Annotated in this window: 15 protein-coding genes; 6 read left to right on the top strand and 9 right to left on the bottom strand. The window is 69.1% G+C overall.

Annotated elements, in window-relative coordinates:
* Positions 1-65: 65 nt before the first annotated feature.
* Positions 66-1607: a phospholipid carrier-dependent glycosyltransferase gene (locus ABGB19_RS06300; RefSeq protein ID WP_347685027.1), complete on the bottom strand. Its 1542-nt coding sequence runs from the start codon at positions 1605-1607 to the stop codon at positions 66-68.
* A gap of 24 nt (positions 1608-1631) precedes the next feature.
* Here ABGB19_RS06300 and rsmI point away from each other — a divergent pair, with 24 nt between their 5' ends.
* Positions 1632-2468 carry a 16S rRNA (cytidine(1402)-2'-O)-methyltransferase gene (gene rsmI / locus ABGB19_RS06295; RefSeq protein ID WP_347685026.1) on the top strand — a complete coding sequence of 279 codons (837 nt, stop codon included), beginning with the start codon at positions 1632-1634 and terminating at the stop codon, positions 2466-2468.
* Here rsmI and ABGB19_RS06290 read toward each other — a convergent pair.
* The 7 genes from ABGB19_RS06290 to metG form a co-directional block, all read right to left on the bottom strand.
* Positions 2418-3668, bottom strand: coding sequence for an aminodeoxychorismate synthase component I (locus ABGB19_RS06290; RefSeq protein WP_347685025.1), 1251 nt, complete (start codon positions 3666-3668; stop codon positions 2418-2420). The genes rsmI and ABGB19_RS06290 overlap by 51 nt on opposite strands.
* Positions 3669-3680: 12 nt before the next feature.
* Complete coding sequence (locus ABGB19_RS06285; protein ID WP_347685024.1) at positions 3681-4586, bottom strand: RNA polymerase sigma-70 factor; 906 nt, start codon at positions 4584-4586, stop codon at positions 3681-3683.
* Positions 4583-5746: an FAD-dependent oxidoreductase gene (locus ABGB19_RS06280; protein WP_347685023.1), complete on the bottom strand. Its 1164-nt coding sequence runs from the start codon at positions 5744-5746 to the stop codon at positions 4583-4585. Before ABGB19_RS06280 ends, ABGB19_RS06285 begins: the two co-directional genes overlap by 4 nt.
* A 133-nt stretch (positions 5747-5879) precedes the next feature.
* Positions 5880-6779, bottom strand: coding sequence for an RNA polymerase sigma factor SigJ (sigJ, locus tag ABGB19_RS06275; RefSeq protein ID WP_347685022.1), 900 nt, complete (start codon positions 6777-6779; stop codon positions 5880-5882).
* Positions 6776-7966, bottom strand: a complete 1191-nt coding sequence (locus tag ABGB19_RS06270; RefSeq protein ID WP_347685021.1) for an FAD-dependent oxidoreductase — start codon at positions 7964-7966, stop codon at positions 6776-6778. The genes sigJ and ABGB19_RS06270 overlap by 4 nt, the downstream gene beginning before the upstream one ends.
* A 52-nt stretch (positions 7967-8018) precedes the next feature.
* Positions 8019-9365 carry an NADP-specific glutamate dehydrogenase gene (gdhA, locus tag ABGB19_RS06265; protein ID WP_347685020.1) on the bottom strand — a complete coding sequence of 449 codons (1347 nt, stop codon included), beginning with the start codon at positions 9363-9365 and terminating at the stop codon, positions 8019-8021.
* Entirely contained in the window at positions 9366-10913 is a 1548-nt protein-coding gene (gene metG / locus ABGB19_RS06260; RefSeq protein WP_347685019.1) for a methionine--tRNA ligase, read from the bottom strand. It abuts the gene before it with no gap.
* 24 nt (positions 10914-10937) lie between these two features.
* Between metG and ABGB19_RS06255 the strand changes: the two genes are divergently transcribed.
* From ABGB19_RS06255 to rsmA, 3 genes are all read left to right on the top strand, one after another.
* Positions 10938-11783 carry a TatD family hydrolase gene (locus ABGB19_RS06255; RefSeq protein ID WP_347685018.1) on the top strand — a complete coding sequence of 282 codons (846 nt, stop codon included), beginning with the start codon at positions 10938-10940 and terminating at the stop codon, positions 11781-11783.
* Positions 11784-11866: 83 nt separating this feature from the next.
* Positions 11867-12994, top strand: a complete 1128-nt coding sequence (locus ABGB19_RS06250) for a transglycosylase family protein (protein ID WP_347685017.1) — start codon at positions 11867-11869, stop codon at positions 12992-12994.
* The gene (gene rsmA, locus ABGB19_RS06245) at positions 12991-13908 is read left to right on the top strand and encodes a 16S rRNA (adenine(1518)-N(6)/adenine(1519)-N(6))-dimethyltransferase RsmA (protein ID WP_347685641.1); all 918 of its coding nucleotides are present in this window, start codon (positions 12991-12993) and stop codon (positions 13906-13908) included. Before ABGB19_RS06250 ends, rsmA begins: the two co-directional genes overlap by 4 nt.
* Here the strand turns inward: rsmA and ABGB19_RS06240 are convergent.
* Positions 13889-14683, bottom strand: a complete 795-nt coding sequence (locus ABGB19_RS06240) for a serine/threonine-protein kinase (RefSeq protein WP_347685016.1) — start codon at positions 14681-14683, stop codon at positions 13889-13891. The genes rsmA and ABGB19_RS06240 overlap by 20 nt on opposite strands.
* 80 nt (positions 14684-14763) lie before the next feature.
* Between ABGB19_RS06240 and ABGB19_RS06235 the strand changes: the two genes are divergently transcribed.
* Both ABGB19_RS06235 and ABGB19_RS06230 read left to right on the top strand, forming a co-directional pair.
* On the top strand, positions 14764-15738 hold the full coding sequence (locus ABGB19_RS06235; RefSeq protein ID WP_347685015.1) for a 4-(cytidine 5'-diphospho)-2-C-methyl-D-erythritol kinase: 975 nt from the start codon (positions 14764-14766) through the stop codon (positions 15736-15738).
* Positions 15739-16137: 399 nt separating this feature from the next.
* A complete protein-coding gene (locus tag ABGB19_RS06230; protein WP_347685014.1) occupies positions 16138-17772 on the top strand; it encodes a fatty acyl-AMP ligase in 1635 nt (544 codons plus the stop codon).
* Positions 17773-17787 lie beyond the last annotated feature (15 nt).

Genomic DNA, 17787 nt, shown 5'->3' with positions numbered 1-17787 from the left:
GATGTACACCAGGGCTGTGGATAAGTGTCGAACTACGACCCTGGTGTACGTTTCGCGAACGTGGCTTACCGCCAGGACGGCAGCCAGATCTGCATGTTCCACGTCGCCTGGGAGATCGGGATGCCGGTCAGAATCGGGTACATCCAGGCGAAGTTCGTCAGCACCAGCGCGACATAGCAACTCACCGCGATGAGCCCGAGCGTCCGGCGCTCGGCATTCTGATTCGGCTTGTACAGGATGTCGCCGAGGATCAACGCGATCATCATCACCAGGAACGGCGCCATCGTCGCCGCGTAGAAGAAGTACATCTGGCGGTCGATGTCGGCGAACCACGGCAGAAAACCCGCGCTGTAGCCCGTCAGCGCGACGGCATACCGCCAGTCCCGCCGCACGAACGTCCGCCAGACGGCCCACAGCAGCACCGGCACCGCGAGGAACCACATCGCGGGCGTGCCCACCAGCATCACGGCCTTGACGCACGACTGCGCGCCACACCCCGGCACATCCTGGTTGTCGATCGCATACAGCACGGGCCGCAGCGACATCGGCCACGTCCATGGCTTGGACTCCCACGGATGATGGTTGCCCTCGGCGTTGGTCAGTTCGGAGTGAAACTTGTAGGCGTTGTAGGTGTAGTGCCAGAGCGAGCGCACCGCGTCGGGCAGCGGCAGCACGCTGTTCTCACCGATCGACTGGCCGACCTCGTGGCGGTTCACGGCCGTCTCCGAGGCGAACCACGGGGTGTAGGAGGCCAGGTAGACCCCGAACGGAATCAGCACCAGCGCATAGAGCGACGGGCCGAGGTCGCGCCGGAACGCCCCCAGCCACGGTCGGCCGACGCGGTACCGGCGGCGCGCCGCGATGTCGAACGCCAGCGTCATGACGCCGAAGAACGCGACGAAGTACAGCCCGGACCACTTTGTCGCACATGCCATTCCGAGCAGTACGCCGGCGCCGAACCGCCACCATCGCACCCCCAGCCGCGGACCCCATGGCGTCTCCGCGATGCGACCCTCCAGCAGTGCGACGTGCATCCGCTCGCGCACCTGGTCCCGGTCGACGATCAGGGCGCCGAACGCCGCAACCACGAACACGACCAGGAAGCCGTCCAGCAGCGCCGTGCGGGCCGTCACGAAGCTGACTCCGTCGGCGATCACCAGCAGTCCGGCGATGCCGCCGACGATCGTCGACCGGCTGATCCGACGCACGATCCGCGCCACCAGCAACACCATGATCACGCCGCACACGGCGCCGGAGAACCGCCAGCCCAGTCCGTTGTAGCCGAAGATCGCCTCGCCGATCGCGATCAGCTGCTTGCCGAGCGGCGGGTGTACCACCAGCCCGTACCCCGGGTTGTCCTCGACGCCGTGGTTGTGCAGCATCTGCCAGGCCTGCGGCGCGTAGTGCTTCTCGTCGAAGATCGGCGTGCCCGCATCGGTGGGCGACCCGAGGTTGAGAAAGCGGGTCGCCGTGGCCAGCGCGGTGACGACCGTCGTCATCGCCCAGCCCTGCAGGCGGTCGACGGGCCCGAAGTCGGCGACGGGCACCTGCGGCGCCGGGCTGATGACGGGGACCGCGCGCGGCGCTTCGGTGGCGGGGGCGGTCACGACAGCGATCGTAGGCTGTCGCACATGAGCACCGGCCGACTGCTGATCGGCGCCACGCCGCTGGGCAGGCCGTCTGACGCCTCGGCCCGGCTGATCGAGGCGCTGACGACCGCCGACGTCGTCGCCGCCGAGGACACCCGCCGCATCCGCACGTTGGCGCAGTCGCTCGAGGTCGCGCCGCGGGGCCGGGTGCTCAGCCTCTACGACCAGAACGAGGCGTCGCGAGTGGCCGGCCTGCTCGACGACATCCGCTCCGGGGCGACGGTGTTGCTGGTCAGTGACGCCGGCATGCCGCTGATCAGCGATCCCGGCTACCGCCTGGTGACGGCGTGCATCGAAGCCGGGGCCGCAGTCACCTGCCTGCCCGGGCCCTCGGCGGTGACGACGGCCCTGGCGGTCTCCGGACTGCCCGCCGAGAGGTTCTGCTTCGAGGGCTTTCCGCCGCGCAAGCAGGCCGCCCGCAAGGCCTGGCTGACCGGCCTGGCCGCCGAGCAACGCACCTGCGTGTTCTTCGAGTCGCCCCGACGGCTCGCGGGCACGCTCCAAGACGCCGTCGACGTGCTCGGTGCCGGCCGCCGCGCCGTCGTGTGCCGCGAGCTGACCAAGACCCACGAGGAGGTTCTCCGCGGAACGCTGGGCGACCTCGCCGGGTGGGCGGCCGACGGCGTGCTCGGCGAGATCACCGTGGTGCTGGCCGGCGCCGTCCCCAGGGCGGATCTCGAGACGCTGGTCGAGCAGGTGAAGGCGTTGGTCGACGACGGGGTCCGGGTCAAGGACGCCTGCGCGCAGGTGGTCGCGGCCAATCCGGGCTCACCGCCGCGGCGTGAGCTCTACGATGCGGTTCTGCGCGCCAGGGGATGAGACGTCGATGGTCGGGGCCGCCTTGTGCAGGCACTCCTCCCACTCGCGGTCGGGATCCGAATCGGCGGTGATGCCGCCTCCGACGCCGAGCACCGCGTTGCCCGCCGCGTCGAACTCGACCGTCCGGATCGCCACGTTCAGCTCGCAGCCGGCGGCGGGAGAGGCCAACCCGACTGTGCCGCAATAGATGCCACGGCGGTGGGGCTCCCAGTGCGACAACAGCTCGCGGGCCCGCGTTTTCGGTGTGCCGGTCACCGACGCCGGCGGGAACGTCGCGTCGAGCACCGCCGACATCGGCACGTCGACGCCGACCCGCGCGGTCACCGTCGACACCAGATGCCACACCCCGGGCGCGGGCCGCACCGTCAGCAGTTCCGGCACCGACACCGTCCCGGTGTCGGCGACCCGGCCCAGATCGTTGCGGACCAGGTCGACGATCATGATGTTCTCCGCGACGTCCTTGACCGAGGCGCGCAGCTGCAGGGGGTCGGCGGACAGCGGCAGCGTGCCCTTGATCGGGCTCGACGCCACGGCCGCACCACGCCTGCGCAGGAACAACTCCGGCGACAGCGACGCCACCGCACCCCAGGGTCCCGCGACGTACGCCGCGCGCGCGGGTGAGGTGCGCGCCACCGCGTCGGCGAAGAAGTCGATCGAGGACCCGTCGAGCCGCCCGCGGAACTGCGTGCACACACACGCCTGGTACACCTCGCCCGCCGAGATGGCCTCCAGGCACTCGAGCACGCCGCGGCGGTGCGCGTCCCGGTCGGCGTCGCCCCACGCCACGGCTGCCGGCCTCGGCGCCGCAGTTGTTCGAAGGGCCTCGGCGACCCACTCGGGAAGTGCTGCGCCGCTGAGGCTTTCATGCCACCACCGGCCGTCGCGGTCCTGGCGCAGCACGCAGTCCGACCAGCCGCCGGCCGCGCCGGGGATTCGCGGTCCAACCCCGTCGGCGCCCGCGTCCGGATACGACAGACAGCCGAACCAGCCCCCGCCGACGGCGCCGCCCGAGCCGGGGACGACGTCGAACGCCGAGGACACGGGCATCGCACTCACCGACGGCGCGATCACGGCCCCGGAGTCGAACCACTCGCCGATCAGCGCGGCCGGCGGCGGCAGCCCCAATCGCGAACCGGCGTAGGCGACGGCACGCAGCACCGCCGGGGCGCTGCCCAGGTCGCCGAGCCGCTCGATCCGCACCGAACCAGCTTGTCAGACCTGCCTGCTGATCTCGCGCGGGATGTCGATGCCCGCCAGTTTGTCGGGATTGCGCATCGCGTAGAAGTGCGAGATCCGGCCGTCGGTGATCTCGATGGTGATGATGCCCTCGAAGCTGTCGCCGAGGTAGAGCTTCAGCGCCGGGGCGTTGTTGTACCAGGCGGGCTCCACCCGCCCGGCCTCGCCGGCCTGCCGGATCAGGCCGATCAACACCCGGCCGACCCGATCGGCGCCGACGACGGGCCTGCGGGCGGCGCTGACCTTGCCGTCGCTGTCGGCGGTCCACGCGACGTCGTCGGTCAGCATCTCCAGCAGCCCGTCGAGGTCACCGGTCGACGCCGCGGCGAAGAACCGCGCCGTGAGCTCCATCGAGAGCGTCGGGTCAACGGGCTCGAACCGCTTGCGGCGCGACTGCACGTGCTCACGGGCGCGATGGGCCATCTGGCGCACGGCAGCGGCCGACTTCCCGACGATCGAGGCGATCTCGTCGTGGCCGAAGCCGAACACCTCGCGCAGCACGAACACCGCGCGCTCGTCGGGGCTCAGCGTCTCGAGCACCACCAGCATCGCCATCGAAACCGATTCGGCCAGAACGAGGTCGGAGGATGCATCCGTGGCGTCGAGCAGCAGCGGCTCGGGCAGCCACGGGCCGATGTAGTCCTCCCGCCTGCGGGTCTGTGCCCGCAGCGCGTTGAGGGCCTGCCGGGTGACGAGCTGGGCGAGGTAGGCCTTGGTGTCGCGCACCGTCGCGAGGTCGACCTCGGCCCAGCGTAGGTAGCTCTCCTGCAGCACGTCGTCGGATTCGGTTGCGCTGCCTAGGATCTCGTAAGCGATCGTGAACAGCAGCGGCCGCAGATGGGTGAACCGTTCGGCGTGTTCGTCACCCGGCTTGACGCTCATCGCACCGACGCCTCCTGCGCGGCCAGTTGCGGGGCGCGGTCGGGACCCTTGAGGGACTTGTAGGACCCCGGCTTGCGCGCCTCGCCCGCCAGCCACTTCACCGTCCACCGGCACACCTGCTCCTTGATGAGGGCGCCCGCCTTACCGCCGATGTAGAGGTTGACCGGGGTGTCGTCGGCTCGCTGCACCTGCAGGGTGCCCGCGCCGCGGCCGAGGCTGATGCACTGTGCGGTCATCGGCACGCTCACGGTCGCCGCGGACGCACCCGCCAGACGGCTGACGACGGTGTTGGCGGCCTGAGCGCCCAACGGCAGACCGGCCTGGCAGCTCATCCGGAACGGAACGCCCGACGGCGCCGCCGCGTCGCCCGCGGCCAGGATGCGCGGATCGGTGATGCTGGTGAGCGTTTCGTCGGTGAGCAACCGGCCCACCTCGTCCGTGGCCAACCCGCTGGCCGCGGCCAACCCCGGCACGCCGAAGCCCGCGGTCCACACCGTCGCCGCACTCGGCAGCGTCCGCCCGCAGGCGAGTGCCACCGAGTCGGCGGTCACCGCCGCGACCGAGTCCTCGATCACCGTGACGCCCAGCTTGCGCAGTCGCTTGGCCACCGAGCGGCGACCGGGGCCGCTCAGCGACGGAGCGAGCGCGTCGCCGACGAGCGTCACGGCACGCCCGGCCTCGGCGAACTCGGCTGCCGTCTCGATGCCGGTGAGACCGCCGCCGACGACGACGATCGGCGCGGACAGCGGCACGTCGGCCAACCGCGACGTCAGCCGTTGCGCCTGCTCGAATTCGCTGAGCGGATAGGCGAACTCGCGCGCACCGGGAACGCCGGCCGGAACGGCTCCGGTGCTTCCGACGGCGTACACCAGATAGTCGTAGCTCAGTGCCCGGCCCGATGCCAGTTCGACTCGCCGCGCCGCCGCGTCGATGCGCTCGGCGCCGTCCACCACCAGCCGGACGTCCTCCGACAGCACCGTCGCGTAGTCGGCGACCGCATCGTCGTTTCCCGCGACGAGCTGGTGCAGCCGAATCCGCTCGACGAACTGGGGCCGCGGGTTGATCAGGGTGACGTCCGTGTGTGGAGCGAGGCGGTTGGCGGCCATCACGCCGGCGTAACCACCGCCGATGACGACGACCTGGGGCATGCTCTCGGTCATTGCACTTCTCCTTGGGTCATCCGGCTCGTCGCCGGCCGCCGGTGGCGGCCAATCTGCCGATGGGCCGGTCTGACCTCGAGACACCTCGCACCATCGGAGTGTGACATCCGATCGGCGAATGTGGCCGACGTCACTACCGGCTGATGGTCCGCGGGACGAACGCCGTCAGCTTGTCCGGGTTGCGCATGGCGTAGAAGTTGGTGATCCGACCGTCGGCGATCTCGATCAGGAAGACGCCCTCGAACACGTCGCCTTGATAGATGACGACCGCGGGCGCGAAGTTGCACGTGGTCATCTCGAAACGGACGTCGGCCATGTCGCGGGCGAACTCGAAGAACTTCTTCAAGATGAACGCGACCTTTCTCGCGCCCACTATCGGGCGGCGGGCGGCGGTGGCCTTGCCGCCGCTGTCGGCTGTCCACGTGACGTCCGGTGCCAGCAGCGACACCAGGCTTTCGACGTCGCCGGTCTGCGCCGCCGTCAGGAACTGCTCGGTGATCCGCGCCGTCCATTCGGTGTCGACGGGCCCGAACCTCTTGCGCCGGGCGTGCACGTGCTCACGGGCGCGGTGCGCCATCTGGCGCACCGTCGCCACGGATTTGCCGACCGCGCCCGCGATCTCGTCGTAATCGAACCCGAACACCTCGCGCAGCACGAACACCGCACGCTCGTCGGGGGTGAGCGTCTCCAGTAGCACCAGCATCGCCATCGAGACCGATTCCGCCAGAACGACATCGGCCGCCGCATCGCGATCGTCGAGCAGTAGCGGCTCGGGCAGCCAGGGGCCGACGTACTCCTCGCGGCGACGGGTTCTGGCCCGCAATGCGTTCAATGCCTCCCGGGTCACCAGCTGCGCGAGGTATGACTTCGTATCCCGCACCGTCGTCAGGTCGACGTCGGCCCAGCGCAGATAGCTGTCCTGCAGCACGTCGTCGGATTCCGTTGCCGAGCCGAGGATCTCGTAGGCGATGGTGAACAGCAGCGGTCGCAGGTGGGTGAACCGCTCGGCGTGTTCGCCTGCTGAGGTGGTCACGATCGCGTGACCACCTCGGCCGCCGGATGCTCAGGACGGGGCCCACCCTTGAACCAGAACGCCGAACCCGGCTTGCGGGCCTGGCGGCGAAGACCCCAGACCGTCCCCTTGCAGATGGCCTCCTTCAGTTTCGCGGCGACACGGCCACCGAAGTAGACGTTGATCGGTGTGTCGTCCCTGCGGGCCAGCTGCAGGACGCCCGCGCGCCGGCCCAGGCTGGTGCACGTGCCCGGTAGCGCGTATTGGAACACCGCCGGCTCGGTGCCTGCGATCCTGCTCAGCACGGTGTTGGCCGCCTGCGGCCCGAGCTGGGAGGCCGATGCACAGCACATCCGCAGCGCCTCGCCGGACGGCGCGGCGCAGTCTCCCGCCGCGACGATGCGTGGATCGTCGACGCTCGTGAGCGTCTCGTCGGTGAGCAACCGGCCCATCTCGTCAGTCTGCAAGCCGCTGGTGACCGCGAGGTCGGGAACTCCGAAGCCCGCCGCCCACACCGTCACCGCGCTCGGCCGCACGGCCCCGTCGGCGAACACCACGGCGTCGGAGCGGACCTCGCGCACGACATCGTCGGAGAGTACGACGACGCCGAGTCTGCGCATCACCTTGGCGACTGACCGGCGGCCCGGCTCCGACAGCGTCGGCGCCAGTTGCCCGCCGCAGACCAGCGTGACCCGGCGGCCCTGCTCGGCGAGCTCGGCGGCGACCTCGATCCCGGTCAGCCCGCCGCCGACGACCGTCACCGGCGCGTCGTGGTGAAGCTCGTCGAGCCGCTCGCGCAGTCGCTGGGCGTGCTCGAATTCGGCTACCGCGTAAGCGAATTCGACGACGCCCGGCACCGAGGACGGTGCTGCGGCGGTGCTGCCGACCGCATAGATGACATAGTCGTACTCCAGAGAGCGGCCCGAGGCGAGCCGCACGGTCCGGGTGTCGGCGTCGATCCGGGTCGCGGTGTCGACGACCAGTCGGATGCCCTCGCCGAGCAGCGTCCCGTAGTCGACGCATGCGTCGTACCCGCCAGCCACCATCTGGTGCAGCCGGATCCGCTCGACGAACTTGGGGCGGGGATTGACCAGCGTGATGTCTGGGACGTGCCGGTCGCCGCGCGCCCGCAGCTGATTGGCCGCCAGTGTTCCGGAGTAGCCGCCGCCGATGACGACGACCTTGGTGCGCTTCTTGTTTTGGGTCATGCCCTCAAGACACCGGCGGGCGCCCGGACGTGACGGAATGTGAGCTACGTCACTATACGAGGCCGAGTGCGAGCATCGCATCGGCAACCCGGATGAAACCGGCGATGTTGGCGCCGGCGACGTAGTTGCCGGGCTGGCCGTACTCCTCGGCGGTGGCCAGGCAGGTGTCGTGGATACGACCCATGATCTCGGCGAGCCGCGCTTCGGTGTCCTCGAAGGTCCAACTGTCGCGTGACGCGTTCTGCTGCATCTCCAACGCGCTGGTCGCCACGCCGCCCGCGTTGGCGGCCTTGCCCGGCGCGAACACCACGCCCGCCTCGCCGAAGGACTTGACGGCCTCGGGCATGCACGGCATGTTGGCCCCCTCGGCCACGATGCGACAGCCCGACTTGATCAGCCGCAAGGCGTCCGCGCCGTTGATCTCGTTCTGGGTGGCGCACGGCAGCGCGATCTCGCACGGCACCTCCCAGACCGCGCTGTCGGCGATGAATCGCGCGCCGACGTGCACGTCGGCGTACTCGGAGATGCGGCCGCGACGCGTCTCTTTGATCGCCTTGAGGGTGTCGACGTCGATCCCGCCCTCATCGACGACGTAGCCGCTGGAGTCGGAACACGCGACCACCACGCCGCCGAGTTCGTGGACCTTCTCGATCGCGTAGATCGCGACGTTCCCCGACCCCGACACGACCACCCGTTTGCCTTCGAACGACTCGCCGCCGGCCTTGAGCATCTCGCTGACGAAGAACACGGTGCCGTAGCCGGTGGCCTCGGTGCGCACCCGGGAGCCACCCCACGTCAGACCCTTGCCGGTCAAGACCCCGGACTCGTAGCGGTTGGTGATCCGCTTGTATTGCCCGAACAGGTAACCGATTTCGCGCATGCCGACGCCGATGTCGCCGGCGGGCACGTCGGTGTATTCGCCGATGTGGCGATACAGCTCGGTCATGAAGGACTGACAGAACCGCATCACCTCGCGGTTCGACCGGCCCTTGGGGTCGAAATCCGAGCCGCCCTTGGCGCCTCCGATCGGCAAGCCGGTGAGCGAGTTCTTGAAGATCTGCTCGAAACCGAGGAACTTGACGATGCCGAGGTACACCGACGGATGGAAGCGCAGACCGCCCTTGAACGGTCCGAGTGCGGAGTTGAACTCCACCCGGAAGCCGCGGTTCATCTGCACGTCGCCGCGGTCGTCGATCCAGGGCACCCGGAAGATGATCTGCCGCTCGGGCTCGCAGAGCCGCCGGATCACCTCGGCTTCGGCGTATTCCGGGTGCTTCGCCACCACCGGTCCGAGACTGGTCAGGATCTCGTAGACGGCCTGGTGGAACTCGGTCTCACCGGCGTTGCGCCGCACGACCTCGTCGTAGATGTCGTAGAGCTTTTCGTGTAAGGCGCTCATTCACTCCGCCTGGTAGCGGGGGAACACGCCGGTCGGTGCGGGCAACTGCGTGCCGGGCTTCAGCCGGATGCCGATCGCGTCGAACTTGCGCTCGTCGGCGGGTTGTCCGAGTAGGTCGAGCAGCTTGCCCGTCGAGTCGGGCATCACCGGCTGCGCGAGCAGCGCGGCGATCCGCACGACCTCCATCGTCGTGTACAGCACCGTGCCGAACCGCTGCTGGTCGGCCGGCGACTCCGATTTGCGCAGTACCCACGGTTCCTGAACGGAGAAGTACTTGTTCGCCGCGCCCAGCACCGACCAGATGGCCTCCAGCGCCAGATGCATCGCGACGGCGTCGTAGTGCCCACGAACCCGCTGCAGCAGCCCGTCGGCGGCGGCCAGCAGCTCTTGGTCATCTGCGCTGAATTCGCCTGGCTCCGGCACGATTCCGTCGAGGTTCTTGGCCACCATGGACAGCGAGCGCTGCGCAAGGTTGCCCAGCTCGTTGGCGAGGTCGGCGTTGATGCGCCCGATGATCGCTTCCTCGCTGTAGCTGCCGTCCTGGCCGAACGGCACCTCGCGCAGGAAGAAGTAGCGGACCTGGTCCAGGCCGAAGGTGTCGACGAGGTTGACCGGGTCGACGACGTTGCCGATCGACTTGCTCATCTTCTCGCCGCGGTTGAGCACCCAGCCGTGGGCAAACACCCTGCGCGGCAACTCGATTCCCGCCGACATCAGGAACGCTGGCCAGTACACAGTGTGGAACCGGATGATGTCCTTGCCGATCATGTGCAGGTCGGCCGGCCAGTACCGCTCGAAGTCCGACGACGACGTGTCCGGAAAGCCGACACCCGTCAGGTAATTCGTCAGCGCGTCCACCCAGACGTACATCACGTGGTCGGGATGTCCGGGCACCGGCACGCCCCAGTCGAACGTCGTCCGGGATATCGACAGATCGCGCAGCCCGCCGGAGACGAAGCTGACCACCTCGTTGCGTCGCGCATCGGGTTCGATGAACTCCGGGTGCGCCTCGTAGTGCGCAAGCAGCCTGTCGGTGTAGGCGGACAGCCGGAAGAAGTACGTCTGCTCCTCGGTCCACGTCACCGGCGCTCCGGTCTCGGTGGCCACCCGCACGTCGTCGGGGCCGACGCTGGTCTCGGCCTCGGTGAAGAACCGCTCGTCGCGCACCGAATACCAGCCCCTGTAGGAATCCAGGTAGATGTCGCCGGCGTCGTTCATCCGCCGCCAGATCTCGTTGGACGCCTCGAAGTGGTCGGCGTCCGAGGTGCGGATGAACCGGTCGAAGGAGATGTTCAGCTTCTCCTGCAGCCGTTGGAACACATCGGAGTTGCGCCGCGCCAGTTCGGCCGTCGGCACCCCGAGTCTGACCGCGGCCTCGGCCATCTTGAGCCCGTGCACGTCGGTGCCCGTCAGGTACCGCACGTCGAATCCGTCGAGCCGCTTGAACCGCGCGACGGCGTCGGTGGCGATGTACTCGTAGGCGTGTCCTACGTGCGGATCGCCGTTCGGATAGGCGATCGCCGTCGTGATGTAGAAGGGGTCAGTCATTTGGGCTCAGCTTATGGTGTTGCGGTGAGCTCAGGCAGAAGGGAGCGGCCGCCCGCACCGGAACCGCTGAGCCCGCTGATCGATGCGCACAGCCATCTCGACGCGTGCGGCGCGACCGACGCGGCCAGCGTCACGGCGATCGTCGACCGCGCCGCCGCCGTCGGCGTGCAGGCCGTCGTCACCATCGCCGACGACCTGGAGTCCGCCCGCTGGGTCACCGAGGCCGCCGACGCCGATCCGCGGGTCTACGCCGCGGTCGCGTTGCACCCCACCCGCGCCGGCGCGTTGACCCGTGAGGCCAAGGCGCTTATCGAGCGACTGGTCGCGCATCCGCGTGTGGTCGCGGTCGGGGAGACCGGCCTGGACCTGTACTGGCCGGGCAGGCTCGACGGCTGCGCCGACCCGGCGGTCCAGCGCGACGCCTTCGCCTGGCACATCGACCTCGCCAAGCGCACCGGCAAACCGCTGATGATCCACAACCGCGATGCCGACGCCGCCGTGCTCGACGTGCTGGCCGCCGAGGGCGCGCCCGAAACGGTGATCTTCCACTGTTTCTCGTCCGGACCGGAGATGGCCCGCACCTGCGTCGAGCACGGCTGGATGCTGAGCCTGTCCGGCACGGTGAGCTTCCGAAACGCCAAGGCGCTGCAGGAGGCGGCCCGGCTGATCCCGGCCGGGCAACTACTGGTCGAGACCGATGCGCCGTTCCTCACGCCGCACCCGTACCGTGGCGCCCCGAACGAGCCGTACTGCCTCCCCTACACTGTGCGAGCGCTCGCCGAGATCCTCGGCAAACCGGCGCAAGTGCTCGCGGAGGAAACCACTTCGGCGGCCGTCGACACGTACGGGCTCGCGAGTTGCTGTGCATAGTCCAATTCGTTACCGTCTTGTGATCGAACGCTGAGGCTGTCCGGCCGTCACGCTCAGTCCGAGAGTCGGGGATAGACCAGGTTTTGAATACATTTACGAAGATCCATGAAGCGCGCTCGCCGATGCTGCGACTTCTGGTCGCCGCCACGTTGCTTGCGCTGACCTTTGCCGGCGGATACGCCGTGGCCGCTCACAAGACCGTGACGCTGACCGTCGACGGCGCGTCGATGACGGTGCCGACGATGAAGTCGCGCGTGATCGACGTCGTCGAGGAGAACGGGTTCAACGTCGGCGAACGTGACGACCTCTTCCCGGCCGCCGACCAGCCGGTGCATCAGTCAGACAACATCGTGCTGCGCCGCAGCCGGCCCCTGCAGATCTCCACCGACGGCAGGGACAGCAGGCAGGTCTGGACGACCGCGTCGACGGTCGACGAGGCGCTCGCCGAGCTGCAGATGACCGACAAGGCGCCCGCGGCGGCTTCGCGCGGCAGCCGAGTTCCGTTGGCGGGCATGTCGCTTCCGGTGGTGAGCGCGAAGACCGTCCAGCTCCACGACGCGGGCGCGGTCGCCACTGTCACGCTGGCCGCGCCGAATGTCGGCGCCCTGCTCGAAGCGGCGGGTGCGCCGCTGCAGCAGCGCGACACCGTGGTGCCCGCCGCATCGTCGCCCGTGGTCGACGGCATGCAGATCCTGGTCACGCGTGAGCGGATCGAGAAGGTCAGCCAGCGGGTGCCACTGCCGCCGGTCCTGAGGCGCGTCGAGGACCCGACGCTGAACCAGAGCCGCCAGATCGTGGAGGACCCGGGCATGGCGGGCACGCAGGACGTCGTGTTCGCCATCGCGAAGCGCAACGGCGAGGAGACGGGCAGGTTGCCAGTAGCCAATGTCGTCGTGACGCCGGCCCGCGACGGGCTCATCCGCGTGGGCGCGAAACCGGGCACGGAGGTGCCGCCGGTGAGCAACGGGCCGGTCTGGGACGCCCTCGCGAGGTGCGAAGCCGGAGGTAATTGGGCCATCAATACGGGTAACGGTTTTTACGGTGGTGTCCAATTTGATCAAAACACATGGGAACGCAGCGGTGGTCTGAGGTATGCTCCGAGAGCCGATTTGGCAACAAGAGAAGAACAGATCGCGATTGCTGAAGTCACTCGTGCGCGGCAAGGGTGGGGCGCGTGGCCGACTTGTAGCGGAAGGATCGGTGCGCGCTGACCATTCGACTACTCGGGCGTACCGAGATAAGGCACTTGGCGAAAGAGATCGACTTTCGGCCGCGTAAATCGTTCGGCCAGAACTTCGTCCACGACGCCAACACCGTCCGCCGGATCGTTTCCGCATCCGGCGTCAACCGCCACGATCACGTCCTGGAAGTCGGTCCCGGCCTGGGCTCGCTGACCCTCGCGCTGCTCGATCGCGGCTCACGGGTCACCGCCGTCGAGATCGACCCGGTACTGGCGCGGCAACTGCCGACCACGATCGCCGAGCATTCGCACAGCGAGATCAACCGGCTGACCGTGCTCAACCGCGACATCCTCGAACTGCGCAAGCCCGAACTGGCCGACGAACCGACGGCCCTGGTCGCGAATCTGCCCTACAACGTCGCCGTGCCTGCGCTGCTGCATCTGCTCGCCGAGTTCCCATCGATCCGAACGGTAATGGTGATGGTGCAGGCCGAGGTGGCCGAGCGGCTCGCGGCCGAACCCGGCGGCAAGGATTACGGCGTGCCCAGCGCGAAGGTCCGCTTCTTCGGCAACGTCCGGCGGTACGGCATGGTGTCGCCGACGGTGTTCTGGCCGATCCCGCGCGTCTACTCCGGACTGGTTCGCATCGACCGGTACGAGGCTTCGCCGTGGCCCACCGACGACGCCTTCCGCGGGCGGGTGTTCAAGCTCATCGACATCGCCTTCGCTCAGCGCCGCAAGACCTCGCGCAATGCGTTCGCCGAGTGGGCGGGTTCGGGCAACGAGTCGGCCCGTCGGCTGCTCGCCGCCAGCATCGACCCGTCGCGCCGCGGTGAGACGCTCTCGATCGCTGACTTCGTGCGCCTGCTGCAGCGCTCGGGCACTTTCGAGACGCCGACCGCCGATGACCACGTCGTCGAGCCGGTCAAGCCAGCGCCCGCGTGATCAGCGCGACGAACTCCCGGCACGACTGGTAGCGGTCCGCCGGCGCCTTCGCCATGGCCTTGGCCAGGATCGTGTCGAACGCCCTTGGCAGCCAGGAGAACTCCCTCGACAGCCGCGGCGGGGGCTTGTGCAGGTGCGCGTCGACGAGCCCCACGCGGGACTCCACGCGAAACGGCGGTGCTCCGGTGATCAGTTCGACTGCCGTACACGCCAGCGCGTACTCGTCGGTCGCGTCGGTCGGCGCACGATTGGCGATCAACTCCGGCGCCGAATAGGGCAGTGACGCCTCGACCTCGTCGCCGGGGCGACGGCAGATGTCGTCGGTGATCGCGACCGCGACGCCGAAGTCGATGAGCACGGCGCGTGGGCCGTCCGGCTCCACGAGGATGTTGGTGGGCTTGACGTCGCAGTGCACGATCGCGCGGTTGTGGATGTAGTCCAGCGCGTCGGCGATCTGGGCGAGCGCGGTGAGGCGTTGCGGGATCGTCGGCAGCGCGGTGACGGTGCCACCGTCGACGAGTTCCATCGTCAGCCACCCCGGCCCGCGCTCGTGGACCGTCACGATGCTGCGGTGGTGCAGCCGGTGCGCGAGCTCGAATTCGCGCCGCAGCCGCGCGACCTGAGCCAGGTGGCGATGACGTTTGTCGAGGATCTTCAGCGCCAGCACCCGGTCCGGATCGGCGGCATCGTGCACCCGGTACACGGTCGCGTACCCGCCATGGCCGAGGGCTTCCTCGACGACGTAGCCCTCGAACCGGTTCCCGGCGGACAGCACGTCATCGAGAGTAGTGCCGACGGCGGGTCCGCCTCGCCGAGCCGCCTGCCCGCGACGACGGCTTTCGATAGTGTCGTGCCGTGCCAGGCTGGAACGGAAACACCGCCTCGGAGTGGGTTCCCACCGGGTCGGTCACCGTGCGGGTGCCCGGCAAGGTCAACCTCTACCTCGAGGTGGGGGATCCGCGCGACGACGGCTATCACGAGCTCACCACCGTGTTCCACGCGGTGTCGCTGCTCGACGAGATCACCGTGCGCAACGCCGACGTGCTGACCCTCGAGATGTCCGGTGAGGGCGTCGACACCCTGCCCACCGACGATCGCAACCTGGCCTGGCGCGCGGCCGAACTGATGGCCGCTCACGTCGGGCGCGCACCCGACGTGGCGATCTCGATCGAGAAGTCGATCCCCGTCGCAGGCGGGATGGCGGGCGGGAGCGCCGACGCCGCCGCCGTGCTGGTCGCGATGAACGCGCTGTGGGAGCTCGGCGTGCCGCGACGGGACCTGCACGCGCTGGCCGCCGAGTTGGGCAGCGACGTGCCGTTCGCGCTGCACGGCGGGACGGCGCTGGGCACCGGACGCGGTGAGGAGTTGGCGACCGTGCTCGCCCGCACCACATTCCACTGGGTGCTCGCCTTCGCCGACGGCGGGCTGTCGACGCCCGCGGTGTTCGCCGAGATCGACCGGCTGCGCGAGACGGCCGGCGCCGACCGCGAGGCGCCCCCGCGACTGGAGGATCCCGAGCCGGTGCTGGCCGCGCTGGCGTCCGGCGATCCGACGCTGCTGGCGCCGCTGCTCGGCAACGACCTGCAACCCGCGGCGCTGAGCCTCGACCCCGGGTTGCGCCGCACGCTGCGCGCCGGCACCGAGGCGGGCGCGCTCGCCGGCATCGTGTCGGGGTCCGGTCCGACGTGCGCGTTCCTGTGCGCGTCGGCAGGCGACGCGGTCGACGTCGGCGCCCGGCTGTCCGGCGCGGGCGTGTGCCGGACCGTCCGGGTGGCCAGCGGCCCGGTGCACGGCGCGCGGGTGGTGCCCACGCCGTCGACGTCGGTGTGACGGTCTTCTCTGGCCGCGAGCGCTCAGCCTTGTACAGAAAAACCGCCGAGACCCGTACAAGGCTGTGCGCTCGGCAACGAATCGGTCACGAACGGGTGTGACCCAGACCTCATTTGTCGCGACAGTTTGGCGGCTACTTAAGAGTTGCTTAAGATGATCCCCGGTGAAAACTAGCGGTCAAGCAACTTACGCGGACTCTTCGCCCGCCGGGCACTTCGGCGGGCGGTTCTCGGGACACCGGCGGCCGTCTTTTGCAGCACCGATTCGAGACACAACCGCTCCCCAAATGTGTGCACGCCTACGCGAAAACGCTGCTGAACAGTCGGAGCATGAGACAAGGACATTTGCCCTGACGCAGATGTCGCCGGCGCCCCAGCTCCGGAAACCGAGGAGGTCGTCGTGAGCCGATTCACCGAGAAGATGTACCGCAATGCCCGCACCGTCACGACGGGCATGGTCACCGGTGAACCGCACGAACCTGTCCGCCACACCTGGGGCGAGGTGCACGAGCGCGCGCGCTGCATCGCGGGCGGCCTGAAGGCGGCCGGCATCGGCCTCGGCGACGCCGTCGGCGTGCTGGCCGGCTTCCCGGTCGAGATCGCCCCGACCGCCCAGGGCCTGTGGATGCGCGGCGCCAGCCTGACGATGCTGCACCAGCCCACCCCGCGCACCGACCTCGTGGTCTGGGCCGAGGACACGATGAACGTGATCGGCATGATCGAGGCCAAGGCTGTCATCGTCTCCGAGCCGTTCCTGGTGGCGATCCCGGTGCTCGAGGAGAAGGGCATCAAGGTTTTGACCGTCGCCGACCTGCTGGCGTCGGAACCCACCGACCCGATCGACGTCGGCGAGGACGATCTCGCGCTGATGCAGTTGACGTCGGGCTCGACCGGATCGCCCAAAGCCGTGCAGATCACGCATCGCAACATCTACTCCAACGCCGAGGCGATGTTCATCGGCGCCGAGTACGACGTCGACAAGGACGTCATGGTCAGCTGGCTGCCCTGCTTCCACGACATGGGCATGGTGGGCTTCCTCACCATCCCGATGTACTTCGGCGCGGAGCTGGTCAAGGTCACGCCGTTGGACTTCCTGCGCGACACCCTGCTGTGGGCCAAGCTCATCGACAAGTACAAGGGCACCATGACCGCGGCGCCGAACTTCGCCTACGCGCTGTTCGCCAAGCGGCTGCGCAGGCAGGCCAAGCCGGGCGAGTTCGACCTGTCCACGCTGCGCTTCGCGCTGTCGGGCGCCGAGCCGGTCGAGCCCGCCGACGTCGAGGATCTGATCGACGCGGGCAAGCCGTTCGGGCTGCGGCCCGAGGCGATCCTGCCGGCCTACGGGATGGCCGAGACGACGCTGGCGGTGTCGTTCTCCCCGTGCAACGCCGGCCTGGTCGTCGACGAGGTCGACGCCGACCTGCTGGCCGCGCTGCGCCGCGCCGTGCCCGCCACCAAGGGCAACACCCGGCGGCTGGCCTCGCTCGGCCCGCTGCTCAAGGACCTCGAGGCGCGCGTCATCGACGAGCACGGCAACGTGATGCCCCCGCGCGGCGTCGGCGTGATCGAACTGCGCGGTGAAAGCCTGACTCCGGGCTACCTGACGATGGGTGGGTTCATCCCGGCCCAGGACGAGCACGGCTGGTACGACACCGGCGACCTCGGCTACGTCACCGAGGAGGGCAACATCGTGGTGTGCGGCCGCGTCAAGGACGTCATCATCATGGCGGGCCGCAACATCTACCCGACCGACATCGAGCGGGCGGCCTGCCGCGTCGAGGGTGTCCGCCCCGGCTGCGCCGTCGCGGTGCGCCTGGACGCGGGCCACGCGCGCGAGACCTTCGCGGTCGCCGTCGAGTCCAACGCCTGGGAGGACCCGGCGGAGGTGCGCCGCATCGAGCATCAGGTCGCCCACGAGGTGGTCGCCGAGGTCGACGTGCGCCCGCGCAACGTCGTCGTGCTGGGACCGGGCACCATCCCGAAGACCCCGTCGGGCAAGCTGCGCCGATCGACGTCGGTCTCGCTCGTCACGTAGTCGACGGACGACCGG

Origin of the sequence: Mycobacterium sp. B14F4 (genome assembly GCF_039871645.1) — a bacterium.
Lineage (GTDB): Bacteria > Actinomycetota > Actinomycetes > Mycobacteriales > Mycobacteriaceae > Mycobacterium.
The sequence above is the reverse complement of the archived record's forward strand: the minus strand, read 5'-3'. Positions and strand labels throughout refer to the sequence as shown.

Bases quoted from the DNA above. Each gene is read 5' to 3' on its own strand.
- rsmI (WP_347685026.1), top strand. From the start codon at position 1,632: ATGAGCACCGGCCGACTGCTGATCGGCGCCACGCCGCTGGGCAGGCCG.
- ABGB19_RS06285 (WP_347685024.1), bottom strand. From the start codon at position 4,586: ATGAGCGTCAAGCCGGGTGACGAACACGCCGAACGGTTCACCCATCTG.
- ABGB19_RS06280 (WP_347685023.1), bottom strand. From the start codon at position 5,746: ATGACCGAGAGCATGCCCCAGGTCGTCGTCATCGGCGGTGGTTACGCC.
- ABGB19_RS06270 (WP_347685021.1), bottom strand. From the start codon at position 7,966: ATGACCCAAAACAAGAAGCGCACCAAGGTCGTCGTCATCGGCGGCGGC.
- gdhA (WP_347685020.1), bottom strand. From the start codon at position 9,365: ATGAGCGCCTTACACGAAAAGCTCTACGACATCTACGACGAGGTCGTG.
- metG (WP_347685019.1), bottom strand. From the start codon at position 10,913: ATGACTGACCCCTTCTACATCACGACGGCGATCGCCTATCCGAACGGC.